This window comes from Streptomyces filamentosus (genome assembly GCF_014654895.1).
GTDB lineage: Bacteria > Actinomycetota > Actinomycetes > Streptomycetales > Streptomycetaceae > Streptomyces > Streptomyces filamentosus.
This window is the reverse complement of the sequence record NZ_BNBE01000001.1, coordinates 3,659,556-3,674,384: the sequence shown is the minus strand read 5'-3', so window position 1 is coordinate 3,674,384 and position 14,829 is coordinate 3,659,556. Positions and strand designations below refer to the sequence as shown.

At 75.7% G+C, this 14,829-nt stretch carries 11 protein-coding genes, 2 tRNA genes and 1 pseudogene; 4 read left to right on the top strand and 10 right to left on the bottom strand.

Annotation, left to right across the window (positions count from 1 at the left end; all coding sequences use genetic code 11):
• Positions 1-173: 173 nt before the first annotated feature.
• Positions 174-1,298, bottom strand: a complete 1,125-nt coding sequence (locus IE326_RS16610) for an LLM class flavin-dependent oxidoreductase (protein ID WP_190041895.1) — start codon at positions 1,296-1,298, stop codon at positions 174-176.
• 375 nt (positions 1,299-1,673) lie between these two features.
• Here IE326_RS16610 and IE326_RS16605 point away from each other — a divergent pair, with 375 nt between their 5' ends.
• Positions 1,674-2,432, top strand: a complete 759-nt coding sequence (locus tag IE326_RS16605; protein ID WP_030759304.1) for an IclR family transcriptional regulator — start codon at positions 1,674-1,676, stop codon at positions 2,430-2,432.
• Between the two features lie 76 nt (positions 2,433-2,508).
• A tRNA-Lys gene (locus tag IE326_RS16600) sits at positions 2,509-2,582 on the top strand.
• A gap of 112 nt (positions 2,583-2,694) precedes the next feature.
• On the opposite strand, the gene IE326_RS16595 is transcribed toward IE326_RS16600, so the two are convergent.
• Positions 2,695-3,348: a response regulator gene (locus IE326_RS16595; RefSeq protein ID WP_150228339.1), complete on the bottom strand. Its 654-nt coding sequence runs from the start codon at positions 3,346-3,348 to the stop codon at positions 2,695-2,697.
• Positions 3,288-4,583, bottom strand: a complete 1,296-nt coding sequence (locus tag IE326_RS16590) for a sensor histidine kinase (protein WP_190041894.1) — start codon at positions 4,581-4,583, stop codon at positions 3,288-3,290. The genes IE326_RS16595 and IE326_RS16590 overlap by 61 nt, the downstream gene beginning before the upstream one ends.
• A 163-nt stretch (positions 4,584-4,746) precedes the next feature.
• On the opposite strand from IE326_RS16590, the gene IE326_RS16585 reads away from it, so the two are divergent.
• On the top strand, positions 4,747-5,595 hold the full coding sequence (locus IE326_RS16585) for an alpha/beta hydrolase family protein (RefSeq protein WP_229915366.1): 849 nt from the start codon (positions 4,747-4,749) through the stop codon (positions 5,593-5,595).
• A gap of 15 nt (positions 5,596-5,610) precedes the next feature.
• On the opposite strand, the gene IE326_RS16580 is transcribed toward IE326_RS16585, so the two are convergent.
• From IE326_RS16580 to IE326_RS16565, 4 genes and pseudogenes are all read right to left on the bottom strand, one after another.
• Complete coding sequence (locus IE326_RS16580) at positions 5,611-7,299, bottom strand: AMP-binding protein (RefSeq protein WP_150228341.1); 1,689 nt, start codon at positions 7,297-7,299, stop codon at positions 5,611-5,613.
• A gap of 25 nt (positions 7,300-7,324) precedes the next feature.
• Positions 7,325-7,915, bottom strand: coding sequence for a lytic polysaccharide monooxygenase auxiliary activity family 9 protein (locus IE326_RS16575; RefSeq protein ID WP_190041893.1), 591 nt, complete (start codon positions 7,913-7,915; stop codon positions 7,325-7,327).
• 214 nt (positions 7,916-8,129) lie between these two features.
• A pseudogene (locus IE326_RS42020) lies at positions 8,130-9,296 on the bottom strand (SPFH domain-containing protein); the annotation flags it as partial.
• Between the two features lie 931 nt (positions 9,297-10,227).
• The gene (locus tag IE326_RS16565) at positions 10,228-11,586 is read right to left on the bottom strand and encodes a peptidoglycan-binding protein (protein WP_150228344.1); all 1,359 of its coding nucleotides are present in this window, start codon (positions 11,584-11,586) and stop codon (positions 10,228-10,230) included.
• 184 nt (positions 11,587-11,770) lie between these two features.
• Here IE326_RS16565 and IE326_RS16560 point away from each other — a divergent pair.
• Positions 11,771-11,844 (top strand) — tRNA-Lys (locus tag IE326_RS16560).
• A 55-nt stretch (positions 11,845-11,899) separates the two neighbouring features.
• Here IE326_RS16560 and IE326_RS16555 read toward each other — a convergent pair.
• The 3 genes from IE326_RS16555 to IE326_RS40660 all read right to left on the bottom strand — a co-directional run bounded on the left by IE326_RS16555 (position 11,900) and on the right by IE326_RS40660 (position 14,779).
• The gene (locus IE326_RS16555; RefSeq protein WP_190041891.1) at positions 11,900-12,889 is read right to left on the bottom strand and encodes a glycoside hydrolase family 6 protein; all 990 of its coding nucleotides are present in this window, start codon (positions 12,887-12,889) and stop codon (positions 11,900-11,902) included.
• A gap of 674 nt (positions 12,890-13,563) precedes the next feature.
• Entirely contained in the window at positions 13,564-14,211 is a 648-nt protein-coding gene (locus IE326_RS16550; protein ID WP_150228346.1) for a class F sortase, read from the bottom strand.
• Between the two features lies 1 nt (position 14,212).
• Positions 14,213-14,779 (bottom strand): hypothetical protein, encoded by a 567-nt coding sequence (locus tag IE326_RS40660; protein WP_229915364.1) that lies wholly within the window; start codon positions 14,777-14,779, stop codon positions 14,213-14,215.
• Between the last annotated feature and the right edge of the window lie 50 nt (positions 14,780-14,829).

The following is a 14,829-nucleotide window of genomic DNA, read 5'->3' as shown; positions in this document are numbered from 1 at the left end:
TGGTCTGAACCAGATTGAGGACTAGACCAATTCGCCGGAGAAAGTGCTCGTCAGAGGCGCGCAGCACAAAACGGAACCGCCCGCCACCATGCGTGACGAGCGATTTAAGGTTTCTTTAGGGAAGCCGGCGGGATGGTTCGGCGATGAACCATCCCCCCGCCGGAATCAGGGATTCAGTTCGCCGGGGGCTCCGCCTCGGGCAACCCGTAGGCGTCGGCGATCAGTTCGTAGCTCCGCAGCCGGGCCCCCCCGCCGTGCGCGTTGGCGGTGATCATCAGCTCGTCGGCGCCGGTGCGCTTCTGGAGCCCGTCGAGCCCGGTGCGGACCTCGTCCGGCGTGCCGTGGACGATGTTCCCGAGCCAGTCCCCCACGAACTCCCGCTCGGCCGGGGAGAATCCGCGCTCCGCCGCCTCCGCCTCCTCGGGCGTGGGGACGAGTCCGGGCCGGCCGGTGCGCAGCCGCAGCATCGAGACGGCGCCCGTGAGCACCTGGCGGCGGGCCTCCGCGTCCTCGTCGGCGGCGAGGGCGGCCACGCCGATCAGGGCGTAGGGCTCGGACAGGACCTCGGAGGGGCGGAAGGACTGCCGGTAGAGGTCGAGGGCCGGGATCGTGTTGCGGGCCGAGAAGTGGTGGGCGAAGGCGAACGGCAGGCCGAGCAGGCCGGCGAGCCGGGCGCTGAAGCCGGAGGAGCCGAGCAGCCAGACCGGCGGGCGGCCCTTCGGCCCCTGCACCGGGCCGGGCACGGCGTGGATCCGGGCGTACGGGTGCCCGTCCGGGAAGGAGTCGTCGAGGAAGCGGGTCAGCTCCGAGAGCTGCTCGGGGAAGTCGTCGGCGCCCTCGTTCAACCGGTCGGTGCGGCGCAGGGCGGCGGCGGTGGCGCCGTCGGTGCCGGGCGCGCGGCCGAGGCCGAGGTCGATCCGGCCCGGGGCGAGCGCCTCCAGGGTGCCGAACTGCTCGGCGATCACCAGCGGGGCGTGGTTGGGGAGCATCACGCCGCCGGAGCCGAGGCGGATGCGGCTGGTGTGGGCGGCGAGGTGGGCGAGGATCACCGCCGGGGAGGAGGAGGCGACCCCGGGCATCGAGTGGTGCTCGGCCACCCAGTGGCGGTGGTAGCCGCGCCGCTCGGCGAGCCGGCTGATCGCGACGCTGGTGGCGAGGGACCTGCTCGCGGTGGAGCCGCTGCCCACGGTCACCAGGTCCAGGACGGAGAGCGGTACGGGTGCCGAGCCCCGGGCCCTTCCCCGTACGGCGTCCTCGTCCGCCGTGCCTGCGTCTGCCTGGGTGCCGGTCTCGCTCACCGTCCGGTCCTTCCTCCGTGCGAATGGGTCCAACGGAGCGGCAACCGGGGTGCGGGAACGGTTATTCCGGGGCGAACGGCGCGCTCCGGGTGGCTGGGGTCACATTCCAGCCAGCGGAGGGAGGGATTCCGGGTCCGCTTCTCCGGGGAAAATCTTGGTTTCTCCTTAAACGGAACCCCCTCTCGAACAGGGGTGCGCACCGCTCTGACCTGAGGCTCTTCCCCGCAGGAATGCCCTTGGCATATGCCAGAGTGGTGCGTCCCAGTACAGGGGCGGGTCCCTCCGCATCATTCTCGCCAACAGCCGCCCCGTTGAGGGGGTTTGGCGGCTATCGTGGTACGGAAGCTTGCGGTCACAACCTGGTAGGGGGAAACCGTGGCGCTGAAGCCCGAGCCCACCGCGCCGTTCCACTCGGTGCAATACGCCCTGCGCGTCCTCGAGACGGTCTCGCGCCACGGCGGCGGGGTGTCGGACGCCCAGATCGCGCGGGAGACCGGCCTGCCCGTCGCCCACCTGGCGTCGCTGCTCCTCATGCTCCGGCGCGAGGGGTACGTCGAGCAGGTCTCCGACGGCGCCTACGTCATCGGGGACTCCCTGGTCCTCCTCGGCTCCGGCTCGACCCGCCGGGAAGCCCTGGAGGCCAAGCTCCAGGAGACGCTCACCGAACTGCGCGACTCCGTCGGCGCGGCCGTCTACATCAGCCGGTACATCGACGGCGAGGTGAAGATCACCCAGTTCGCCGACGGCCCGCGCACGCCCAAGGTCCACGAGTGGGTGGACTTCCGCTCCGCCGCGCACGCCAGCGCGGTCGGCAAGTGCCTGCTCACCCAGCTCGACCTCGACGGCCGCCGCGACCACCTCTCCCGGCACAAGATCGCCCGGCTGACCTCCCGGACGATCACCAACGAGAAGGTGCTGTTCTCCAAGCTGGACAGCCAGCCGGCCACCGTCCCGGTCCTCGACCTCCAGGAGTACGCGGTCGGCACGGTCTGCGCAGCGGTCCCGCTGACCGCCGGCTCCGCCGTGGGCTGCCTGGCGCTCTCGCTCCCCATCGAGCACGCGCACCGGCTCCGCTCGGCCGCCGACACGCTGAACCGGCGGGCGGCCCCGGTGGTGCTCTCGCTGGCGATCTGAACCCGTACGGAGCAGGGCCCCGGCGGGGTGGTCACGAGCACCCCCCGGGACCAGGTAGTATTTTCTCTGTCAGCAGGCGCCGCTAGCTCAGTTGGTTAGAGCAGCTGACTCTTAATCAGCGGGTCCGGGGTTCGAGTCCCTGGCGGCGCACCGACAGGAAGAGGCTCCTCGCGAAAGCGAGGGGCCTCTTCTGCTTGCCCGGGACCGTCGCGCCCGGGGTCCCGGTGGCCGGATCCCGGCGCCCGGGACCGGCTCGGGTCCCTCACGCCTGGAGGTAGGCGAGGACGGCGAGGACCCGGCGGTGGGTGTCCTCCGCCGGGGGCAGGTCCAGCTTGGCCAGGATGTTGCCGATGTGCTTGCCGACGGCGGCCTCGGTGACGACGAGCCGCCGCGCCACCTCGCCGTTCGAGTGCCCCTCCGCGACCAGCGCCAGGACCTCCCGCTCGCGCGGGGTCAGCGCGGCCAGCGGATCGCGGCGGCGGCGCAGCAGCTGCCGCACGACCTCCGGGTCGACGACCGTGCCGCCGGCCGCGACCCGGTCCAGGGCGTCCACGAACTCCTCCACCTGCCCCACCCGGTCCTTGAGCAGATAGCCGACGCCGCTGCCGTCGCCCGAGTCGAGGAGGTCGGCCGCGTAGTCCCGCTGCACGTACTGGCTGAGGACGAGGACCGGCAGCCCCGGCCGCTCGGCGCGCAGGGCGACGGCCGCCCGCAGTCCCTCGTCCTGGAAGCCCGGCGGCATCCGCACGTCGGTGAGGACCACGTCCGGTTCGTGGGCGGCGACCGCCGCGCGCAGCGCCTCCGCGTCGCCGACCGCCGCCACCACCTCGTGCCCGAACCGGGCCAGCAGCCCGATCAGTCCCTCGCGGAGGAGGACGCCGTCCTCGGCGAGGACGACGCGGAGCTGACGCGGCACGGGATCTCCACTCGTAGGACCGTCGGCCCGCCCGGCGGGCTGGTGACCGTCAGTGTGCCATCGAGGACGGCGAGCCGGTCGGCGAGACCGGTGAGCCCGGAGCCCCGGGCCGGATCGGCGCCGCCGCGCCCGTCGTCCTCCACGGTGAGGACGAGGACCCGGCCGTCGTGCCGGGCGGCGAGCCGGGCCCGGGAGGCGCCGCTGTGCCGGTCGGCGTTGGCGAGCGCCTCGCGGCCCGTGAAGTACGCGGCGCTCTCCACGGCCGCCGGCAGCCGGGGCAGCCCGGCGAGGTCCGTGTCCACCGGGACGGCCGTGCGGTCGGCGGCGTCCGCGAGGGCCGGGCCGAGGCCGTAGTCGGCGAGGACCTGCGGGTGGATGCCGTGGATCAGCTCGCGCAGCTCGGCGAGGACCTGCCCCGCCTCCTCCTGCGCCCGCGCGAGCCGCTCCGCCAGCGGCCCGTCCGGCGGGGCGTCCAGCCGGGCCAGGCCCAGCGTCATGGTGAGGGCGACCAGCCGGTGCTGGGCGCCGTCGTGGAGGTCCCGCTCGATCCGGCGGCGCTCGGCCTCGAAGGCGTCCACCAGCCGCGCCCGGGAGGCGATGACCTCGCCGAGCCCGTCCGGCGGGCTCGGCGAGAGGAGCGTCCGGGCGAGCGCGCCCCGGCACGCCGCGTACAGCCCGAGGGGGTACGCGAGGGCGACGAGGAGCAGCGCGCCGAGCAGGGCGGCGGCGAGGGCGGGCGGGTAGGAGGTGACCAGGACCGTCTTGAGGACCTTCGTCTCGTGCCCGTCGGCGGCGAGCAGCACCGGCGCGGCCAGCAGTGCGCCCGGCACCCCGAGGGCGACGGCGAGCACGAGGGCGTCGAGCGGCCACAGCACGGTCGCGAGCAGCAGCCCGTACGCGAGCTCCCGCCACGTCGCGCCCTCCCCGGCCCGCACCCGCACCCACGCACCGAGCCCCGGCTCCCCCGGCACCCGGTGCGGATCGGGCGCGGGCCGCCGGTCCACCAGCCGCAGCCGCAGCCGCTCGGGCCCCCCGAGGGCGACCCCGCCGAACAGCAGCAGCGGGATCCCCGCCACCAGCAGCGAGGCCACCAGCAGCACGAGGAGCACGGCACAGGCCACCGCCCCCGCCACCACCCCGCTCGCCAGGTACCCCCCGGCCCTCCAGGGCCATCCGCCGAAGGGGTACCGGCGGGGCCGGAGCACCACCGCCTGCCACACGTCACGGGCTTCCATGACCGCCCACCGTAGGCGCCCGCGCCGCACCCGGACCATGGGGCAGGAGGGCGGGCCGGGGGTGGGGCCGGCCCCACCCCCGGCCCGCACCGCCCCGGCGCGCCCCGGCCGCCTCGTCCCCTGCCGGGCCGGGCCCGGTCCGGCCGGACCCTACGATGCGGCCATGACGATGACCGGGGGCGTCGTGCCCTCCTCACGGGTGCTGTTCGACGGGTCGCGCGAGAACTGGCGGGAGCCGGGGCGGCCGCGCCCGGTGCGGGTGTACGTGTGGGAGCCCGAGGGGCCCGCCGCCGGGACCGTCGTGGTCTCGCACGGGACGGGCGGGTCGGGTGCCGACATGGGCTGGCTGGCGGCCCCGCTGCGGGCGGCCGGCTTCCGCGCCGTCGCCCTCGACCACCACGGCAACAACCACGTCGACGGCTACGAGCCCGAGGGCTTCGTCCACGTGTGGGAGCGGCCCCGGGACGTGTCCTTCGTGCTCGGCGCGCTCGGCGCGGAGGGGCCCCTCGGGCCGGTCGGCGTCGCCGGGTTCTCCGCCGGCGGCTACACGGGGGCGGCGACGGCCGGCGCCCGGCTCGACACCGGCGTCCTGGAGGCGGTGCTGGCGGAGGAGGTGCCGCTGCCGGCGGTTCCCGAGTTCCCCGGCCTCCTGGAGGCGCTGCGGGCGAAGCGGCCGGGCGAGCCGCTGCCCGCCGCGGCCGGGGCCGACCTGACCGACTCCCGGGTGCGGGCCGTCTTCCAGGTGGCGCCGGGGATGGGCCGGCTGGTCACGCCGGAGAGCCTGGCCGGGATCCGGGTGCCGGTGGGCGTCCGCTGGGCCGGGGCGGACGACATCTGCCCGTACGACCTCGACATCCGCCCCTACCTGGAGCACGTGCCGACGGCGGACGGCGTCTCGGTGGGCCCGGCGGTCCGGCACGACGACTTCTTCGCGGACGAGCCGGCCGACCCGACGGCCCGGGTGCGGGCCGGGGCCGACGCGGCGGCGTTCTTCACCGAGCACCTGGGCTGAGCCGCGTCCTCCGGGTCACGCCGGCGCGCGGCCGTGGTCGGCGTACTGCGCGCGGAGGGCCGTGAGGGCGGGTTCGGCGAGGGGTTCGTAGGGGGCGCCGGGGGTCGGACGCCACCAGACGGGGTCGGGGCAGAGGAAGGAGTCGCGGCGCAGGGCGGCGCGGTGGATCTTGTTGGTGGCGGTGAGGGGGAGGGCGGGGGTGACCCGGACGAAGCGCGGGGGCATCTTGGTGCCCAGGTCGGGCTGGGCGGCGAGGAAGGCCGCGAAGGCGACCGGGTCGAAGGCGGTGCCGGGGCGCAGCGCGAGGGCGGCCATGACCTGGTCGCCCGCCACCGGGTCGGGTATCGCGTAGACGGCGACGCCCGCGGCGCGGTCCCAGCGGGCGAGGATCGCCTCGATCATGGCGGCGGCGAGGTTCTCGCTGTCGACGCGGAGGCGGTCGTCGGTGCGGCCGGCGAAGTAGAGGAAGCCGGCCTCGTCCCGGTAGAAGAGGTCGCCGGTCCAGTACCAGCCGCCGCGGCGGCGGGCGGCCTCCGCGTCCGGGTTGCGCCAGTAGCCCTCGAAGGTGCCGGTGCCGCCGCGGTTGACGAGTTCGCCGATGGCCTCGTCGCCGTTGAGGAGCCGGCCGGCGGGCGAGAAGCGGGCCGGGGGGCAGGCGCGCAGGGTCTCGGGGTCGACGACGGCCAGGTCGTCGCCGGGCGCGGCGCGGCCGATCGCGCCGGGCGGGGTGTCGGGGGTGCGCTGGACGGACGCGCCGCCCTCGGAGGAGCCGTACCCCTCGACGAGCGGCACTCCGAAGCGCTCGCGGAAGCGGGCCGCGTCGGCCGCGCCCGCCTCGGTGCCGAAGCCGAGGCGGAGCCGGTGGTCGCGGTCGTGCGGGCCGGGCGGGGTGGCAAGGAGGTACTGCACGGCCCGGCCGACGTAGGTGAAGTAGGTGGCGCCGAAGCGGCGGACGTCGGGGAGGAAGCGGGAGGCGGAGAAGCGGGCCCGCAGCGCGACCTGGGCACCGGCGGCGAGGGCGGGCGCCCAGTCGGCGATGACGGCGTTGCCGTGGAACATCGGCATGCAGACGTAGTGGGTGTCGTCCGGGCCGGTGGAGAAGGCGCGGGCGAGGGAGGCGCCGGCGGCGGCCACCGCGCCCTGGCTGCGGAGCGCGGCCTTGGGGGCGCCGGTGGAGCCGGAGGTGAAGGTGAGGAGGTAGCGGGTGGCGGGGGTCACGGGACCGAGGACGGCGTCGCCGGGGCGGGCGTCCGCGTAGGGCGCGAGGAGCTCTCCGTACGCCTCGGTGTCGGTGACCAGGACGCGCACCCCCGGCAGCGGCAGGCCGTCGAGGAGCGGCAGGTGGGCGCGCTGGGTGACGAGGACCCGGCAGGCGGTGTGGGTGATGTCGCGGGCGAGTTCGGCGCCGCGACGGGTGGGGTTGACGCCGGCGACGGCGGCCCCCGCGAGGGCCGCCGCGCCGAGCCAGAGCGGGTACTCCGGCGTGTTGTCGAGCAGCAGGCCGAGGTGCGGCTCGCTCCCCGGCCGGGGTGGCATGAGGTCCACGAGCAGGGCGGCCCGCGCGGCGGCGCCGGCGGTGGCCCCGTGGTGGCTGAGGGTGTGGTGCTCGTCCCTCAGCCCGGTCCGGTGGTCGCCCCACCGGCGTCGTACGAGTTCCGCGACGGTGTCCGCGCCGACCGCGCCCGCCCGTGTCGTGTCCGTCATGCGGCGGACTGTAACTGACGCAGCGTCAGAACTTAACGTCCGAGCAGGCGTAGAAGGCGTTGCCGGTGTCCGCGATGGTCCACACCGCCAGGATCAGGTGGCGGCCCGTCTTGCCCGCCGGGATGGTCCCGGAGTGCGAGAGCGTCGACGGCGGCTGCTGGTTGTTGTAGGGGACGGTGAGGAAGGGCTGCGGGTCGAGGGCGGCCCGGGTGAGCTTCTGGTTCGGGTCCCAGCCCTGCTTGGTGATGTAGTAGCGGAAGTTCGTCGTCGCGTGGCGGGCGGTGAACTGCCACCGGAAGGTGTAGCTCTGCCCGGCCGTGACCTGGGTCGCCGGCCAGGCGCCGCCGCGCGGGTCGTCGAGCTGCGCGAAGCGGGAGTTGCCGCCCGCGCAGAGCGTGCCGTCGGCGGGGCCGCCGGTCGGGAAGCCCTTGGGGCCCTCGACGGACTGCGGCTCCCACTTGATGTCGCCGCAGTTGGCGACCGTGCCGTTGGCACAGAGCTTCTGGCGGCTGATCGGCGAGTCGGTGTAGCCGTGGCTGTTCGCGGTGCTGGTCGCGAAGAGCGAGGCGGCCGTGACGCCCAGCGCCACGGCGGCCAGCCCTGTCTTCTTGCGCATGCTGTCGCTCCAGGGAGAACGTGGGGGAGTTCCGTGGTGCCCATGGGTCGTGCCGCGCGCGTGCGTGTGGTGCGTATGCGTACGCGTGGTGCGTGTGCGTACGCGTGGGTGCGGAAGGGGCTGTTCTAGGTCTAGACCAAGTACCAAGGTAGGGACGAGAGTTGAACATGTCCATACCAACGGCAGAGCGGTCCGGGCGGAACCGGAAGCCGGGTCACGCCCCCTCCCCCGGACCCCCTCGGCCCGTGTAGAACGCCACCGTCAGGTCCTTCACCAGCGCCTTCCGCTCGTAGTCGTCCAGCTCGACCAGACCACGACTGGTCAGCCGGTGGACCACGTCGTCCACCGCGTCCACCACCGACGTCAGGACGCTGTCCCGGTGCTTAGCGTCGATCGCCGCGATCCGCCGCCGGCGCATCGCCTCCGCGACCTCGGGGGCGTACTCGATCCGGGTCGGCTGCGCCGAGAACACGTCGAGGCCGACCGGCGCGCACTCCGCCGACAGCATCCGGGTCAGCGCCTCCCCGACCGCCTCCGCGTCCCGCAGCGTCGGCGCGTCCTCGTGGAACGCGTCCGCCGGCAGCTGCGACAGCACCCGCGCCATCGCCGCCTCCACCTGCTCCCGCAGGTAGTCCTCGTGGTCGTCCACGGCGAGCGCCGCCCGGACCGTGTCCCGGACCCGCCACACCACCAGGACCGTCACGTCCAGCGCGGTCCCCTTCGCGTCCACCGCCGGCAGCGGCTCGCTGCGCCAGTGCCGCAGCCGCACGTCCACCCGGCGGCGCAGCAGCAGCGGACTCGCCCAGACCAGACCGGTCCGGCGGACCGTCCCCCGGTACTCGCCGAACAGCGTCAGGACCCAGGCGTAGCCGACCCGGCCGCGCCCGAGCCCGCCCACCGCGAACAGCAGCGCCAGCACGCCGAGGGCGAGCGCCCCCCACTGCGCGAGGTGGATCCCGTGGTATGGACGCGGGGGCAGCCGCAGCATCCGCGCGGCCCCGGCGGGCAGGGCGCCCGCCCACCACACGACGGCCGCGCACCCGGCGAGCGCCAGCAGCCCGCCCGCCACGCCGACCCAGCCCGGCAGCACCCGGGCGGCCCGCTCCACGATCCCCGGATCGGCCGTCGGTGCGGGCCGCGCGGACCCGGCCGCCTTGGCGTGCGCGCCGGCGGGCCGCGGGATCACCGTGCGGGACGCGTCCCTGGACGTGTCCCGCGCGGGCGTCCGGCCCGTGGGCGGGGCCATGGACACGGTGTCGGGGCCGGGGTCCTTGTCCGCGGGGGCGCCGGGGGCGGCGGGGGGCCTGGCCGCGTCCTCGCGGAAGAGGAGGTGGACGGGGATCGAGCCGGTGGTCTCCGTCCCGATGAGGTTCTTCCGCCGGGGCAGCCGCCCCACGGCCGCGACGGGCGGCGCGACGGACGCCACCCGCCCCTTCGTGATCCGCCCGAAGTCGAGCACGTCCCGCTCCTCCTTGAACACCCCGACGCCCTGCGCCCCCACGGGCAGGTCCGGCACCTCCGGCAGGTCGGAGCTGCCGGAGGCGGGGGGTGCGGAGGACGTGGTGGGCGCGGGGGGTGCAGGGGATGCGGAGGACGTGGTGGGCCCGGGGGATGTGGGGGGCACGGGGGATGCGGGGGGTGCGGCGAGGGGTCTCAGACCGGCTCCGGTACGCGGCAGGGCTGCGTGCCCGACCGCCGAGGGAGCGACCGGTACGGGCTCCGCCACCGGGGCCCGGCGCCCCCTCGGGGACGTACGGGCCGGCGAGACCGGGGCGGAAGCGGGGGCGGGAGCCGGGGCCGGGGTGGGAGTCCGGCGCACCCTCGGGGTCGTACGGGTGAGGGACACCCGGACGGCCGGGGCGGGGGCCGGACCCGGGGCTCGCGCCGGAGCCGAGGCCGGAGCTTGGGCCGAGGCCCGTGCCGGAGCCGGAGCCTGGGCCTGGGCCGAGGCCCGTGCCGGGGCCGGGGGCGGCTCCGGGGCCCGGAGCCGGAGGGGCTCCGGGGTCGGGATCAGGGCAGGGGCCTGGGGCTTCGGGGCCTGCTCCTGCGCCGGCTCCGGAGTCCGCTCCGGGACCGGCCCGGTCGACGGTTCCGTCGCCGCCGCCGGAACCCCGAGCACCAGCCCGCCCGCCGCCGGGGACGGGGAGGGAGCCGGTGAGGGTGAGGGTTCCAGGGGCGGGGTGCTGGGGGGACGGCGGGGGAGGGTGCCGTCGGTGAGGCGGCGGGCCGTGCGCGCCGCGTCGCGCGAGGCCGCCGCGCCGGAGTCGTTCGGGGTCGCTGCCGTCATTCGGGTCCACCTCTTGCTCTCGGGTTCATCGGAACAAACGCCGCCAGGTCTCCGGGCCCGGGTAGCCGTCGGCCGCTGCGCCGCGCCAGCCCTGTGCCCGCTGGAACGCCTCGACGTTGCGGCGGTCCGCCTCCGTCCAGCGCGGACCGGGTCCCGACAGGTAGTGCTTGCCGAAGCCCCGCTTCACCAGTTGTTTGCCCAGCTTCTCCACATATGCGTTGGATTGGCCCGGACGGAAGGAGCCACGCCCGGGAAACCCCGTCGCATCTGTGCTCGGACCGCTCGAACCACTCGAACCGCCGATGTCCCGCCCCCCGCCCGAGACGAGGAGCCGCCAGGTGTGCGGGCCCGGCAGTCCGTCCGCCTCCGTGCCCTTCCAGCCCTGCGCGAGCTGGAACGCCCGGGTCGCCCTGCGGTCGGCCTCGCCCCACTTCGGGCCGGGCCCCTGGGCGTAGTAGGAGCGGGCGCCGCGCTCGACCAGCATCCGGCCGAGCCGGGTGACGTACGCGTTGTTCGCGCCGGGGCCGAACTTGGTTCCGCCCGGGTACGCGGCCTCCGTGGGCGTCGCGCCGGCGCCGGTGCTGCCGCTGACCAGGCCCTTGTAGCGGTAGGCCAGGTAGCGGCCGGAGTTCTCCCAGTAGGCCATCGGCGTGGCCTGCTTCCGGGTGCGCGGCTTGGTCTGCTCGTACGCGATGTAGGACGTGTGGGTGTAGTCCGTCCAGCCGCCGAAGATCGTCACGTGCGAGCCCCGGGTCGGGCTGGCCGGGTTGTGGAAGAGCAGGATGTCGCCGGGCTGGAGCTCGGCCCGGTCGATGCGGACGGCGAAGCGGTCGAGGCTGCCGGTCCACTCGTTGCTGCGCAGGTTCCAGGCCATGGAGATGTAGCCGGAGCAGTCCTGCCGGTAGCCGTCCGACCAGTACTTCTCCATCGAGTACGGCACCTGGGCCGAGACCCACGTCTTCGCCCGGTTGATGATCTCCGTGCGGGTCGTCCGCCGCAGCGACTCCACCGAGATCTGACTGGTCGTCGGGACGGCGCCGGGGAGGGGGGCGCCCTCCGCCGGGGCGCCCGGCGGGCCGTGCAGGGGGGCGCGGCCGCCCTGCGGGGTGTCGGAGGCGAGGGCGGCCTCGGCCGCGCCCGCCGCGTCCGCCGGGGTGACGGGGGCCCGGGGGGTGAGGGCGGTGGCGACGCCGGTCGCCCCGCCGCCGCCCAGGACCGCGCCCGCCGCCGTCACCAGGACCAGGGCCCGGCGGGCGCCGTGCGCCGCCGGGTGGCCGCCCGCACGGACCGGCAGGCCCAGCGCGAGGTCGCGCCGCTGCCGGGCACAGCCCTGGCAGCCGCAGTCGGGCGCGGGTTCGATTTCCTCGAAGACCGGCACGCTCATGCGATTCCCCTCCACACTCGTCAAGATCTTTTCGGGCCTCGTTTCGGGCGTCAGTTTCTCAACTGTCCGGACAAAACGCATTTTGACGGATCAACGGCCTGATACGACCATCCGACAGGCCGGAGACGATCGCCGTTGGTCAGGAGCACCCCTGGAGGTCGGGTAGAGTTATCCCTGTCAGCAGGCGCCGCTAGCTCAGTTGGTTAGAGCAGCTGACTCTTAATCAGCGGGTCCGGGGTTCGAGTCCCTGGCGGCGCACCGACAGGGAAAGCCCCTCGCGAAAGCGAGGGGCTTTCCTCTTGCCGTACGTCAACTACCGTGCGTTTCGGGCCAGTTCCAGGGCGTAGGCGTCGAACCACTCCCCCGCCCTCGGGCCGCCCCTGCACTCCCCGTCCGACTCGCCGGGCCGCTTGATCCACAGGTAGGCGCGGACCAGCGGGTCGCCCGTCCGCAGGGTCGGCGGCTCGCCGAGCGCGCGGCCCGGCGGGTTGCACCAGTTCTCCGCGGGGTCGCCCGCCGTGTATGGGCCGTTCCCGTTCCGGCTGGTGTCGACGACGAAGGGCTTGCCGCCGACCAGGGCGGAGAGCCGGCGCCCGTACGCCACGCTCTCCTTCGTCGTGCGGAAGTTCGAGACGTTCACCGCGAAGCCGTCGGCCGCCGCGATCCCGGCCTGCCGCAGGGGCTCCGCGAGGTTCTCCGGCGCGGTCCAGCCGGCGTTGCCCGCGTCCAGGTGGACGGTGACCCCCGGCTGCCGCTTCAGGCGCTCGACCGCGGCCTTGAGCAGGGCGTACCGCTCGCCGTGGTGCTGCTCGGCGGTGCAGCCGTCGACCACGTGCATCACCGCGTCCGGCTCCAGGACCACCGTCGCCCGGCGGTCGCCGATCCCCCGGGCCACGGCGTCCACCCAGACGCGGTACGCCGCCCCGTCCGGCGCGCCGCCCGCCGAGTGCAGGCCGCAGTCCCGGTTCGGGATGTCGTAGAGGACCAGCAGCGCGGCCCGGCCCGCCTTCGCCGCCGCCTGGGTGATCTCCCGCGCCTCCGCCTCCGGGCGGTCGGGGCGGATCCACTCGGCGGCCGGGCGGCTCGCGATCCGCTCCAGCAGCGCGGCCTCCGCGGTCCGGCCCGCCGCACGGTGCGCGGCGACCGCCCGCGCGGCCTTCCCGTCCGGATTCACCCAGAAGGGTGCGTCGGCCGCGGGGGCCGGGCCGGGAGCGCCGGGGCCGGCGGGGGCGGCGCAGGCGGTGACGGTGACGGTGACGAGCGTGAGGAGTGCGGCGAGGGCGGTGGGCGTGCGTGCGGGCATACGGACCCTCGGGCGCGTGCGGGGTGGCGGAGTCGTCACCATCGTGACACGGCACCCCCCTGCACGACGCGAGGCACGCCCCGCCGCCGCCGTCCCCACGACCATGCGCCCCACCGGGCTCGCGCCCGCGCCCCTTGCACGGCGCGGGCCGCGCCCGCCGTCCCGCACGTGCTGCCGCCCGCGCCTGTTGCGTGGTGCGGGTTGCGCCCGCGTGCCCGTCGCCCCCTGCGGGCTGCGCCCGCTGTCCCCGCACGGGCTGCGCCCGCGCCCGTCGCCCCTGCGGGGCTGTCGCCGTCGTCCCTGTGGGCAGGTGTCCCGCAGGGCGGGACGGGTGGGCACAGGGACGGCGCCCGTAGCCGGGCCGAGGCTTTCCGGGCCTGGACCCGCACCCGGTGCGCGGCGCACTTGTGGTGCGGGTCCAGGCACGTAAGCGGAGGCACCCGCGAAGGGTGCCGTTCCGTTGTGCCCACCCGTTCCGCCCCAGCGGAACGACTGCCCACAACGGAACGGCGGTGGCAGCGCCCAGCACCGGCCGAGCGCCCGCCCGCAACGGAACGGCGGCGGCAGCGCCGCATCCGCGTGGGCCCGGGACCGGGGGTGGGCGCCGCCCCTGCGGAACGACCGTCCGCAACGGAACGGCGGCGGCGGCCCCCGCGTCGGGCCTCGGGGGAGGGTTACTCCGTCGAGGTCAGGTAGGCCGAGACGACGACGTTCGCGGTGTAGAGGCCGGAGGCGCGGTCGAAGGTGCCGCCGCAGGTGATGAGGCGGAGTTCGGCGCGGGCGGGGTCGCGGGGGCCGTAGACCGCTCGGGGGTCGAAGCCGTCGCGGGGGACGACCCGGACGTCGTCGACGGTGAAGACGGCGACGGATCCGTCCGTCCGGGTGACGCGGACGGTCTCGCCGGGGCGGGCGGAGCTGAGGCCGTAGAAGACGGCGGGCCGGGTCTCGGTGTCGACGTGGCCGACGAGGAGGGCGGGGCCCGCCGCGCCGGGCGTGGTGCCGGGGCCGTACCAGCCGACCGTCTGCGGCATCTCGTACGGCGGCGGGTCGACCGCCCCGTCGGCGTCGAGGCCCCGGGGGACGACGGGGGCGTCGATGCCGAGGGCGGGGATCTCGACCCGGCGGGGGCTCGCCCCGCCGGGCAGCGGCGCGCGGGACGGCGGCAGGTCCACGCCCAGGGGGCGGCCGACCGCCGCGATGTCGCCGTGCGTGGGGGCCGAGCTGCCGCCGGGCCCCAGGGCGTCCTCCCGGCCCCAGAGCCAGAGGCCGAGGAGCAGGACCGCCCAGGCCACGCCCGTGACCGGGCGGCTCGACGCGGCCACGCTACTGCGCGCGCCGGCGGCGGGAGCTGCGGAAGGCGACCGCGACGGCGGCGACGGCGGCCATGCCGAGGCCGAGCAGGGTGTACGGGGTGCCGAGCCCGTCGGCGCTCGCCGTCTGGGCGACGCCGGGCGCGGCGGGGGCCGCGAAGGCCGCGGTGCCGCCGCCGCCCGCGCGGACCGGGGCGACCGGGACCGGGCGGTGGGTGGGCTGCTGGTGGTGCTTGACGTGGACGGTGCCGACGTCATGGTGGTCGTGGCCGTCGCAGGTGACGCTGACCCGGTACGTGCCGTCCTCCAGGCCGGGGCGGATGCGGGCCGCGCCGGAGAGGGGGTAGCCGCCGTCGCGGCCGGTGAGCTCGGAGTCCGCGGTGAACGCCTGGGACTTGGCGGCGCCGGTGGTGCCCCCGCAACCCTGGACCCGGATGTCCACGTCGGTGTCGGGTGCGGTGGTGGACGGGGTGACGGTGGCCTGGACTCCGTCGTGGGCGAGGGCGGTGCCGGCGGCGGGCGCCAGCAGCAGAGCCAGGGCCGCCCCTGCGGCACGGAGAGCGATGGGACCTGAACGCATGGTGACCTCCTGATACTGGCAGGGTCACCCGGTCCGGGGGTTTTCGCATC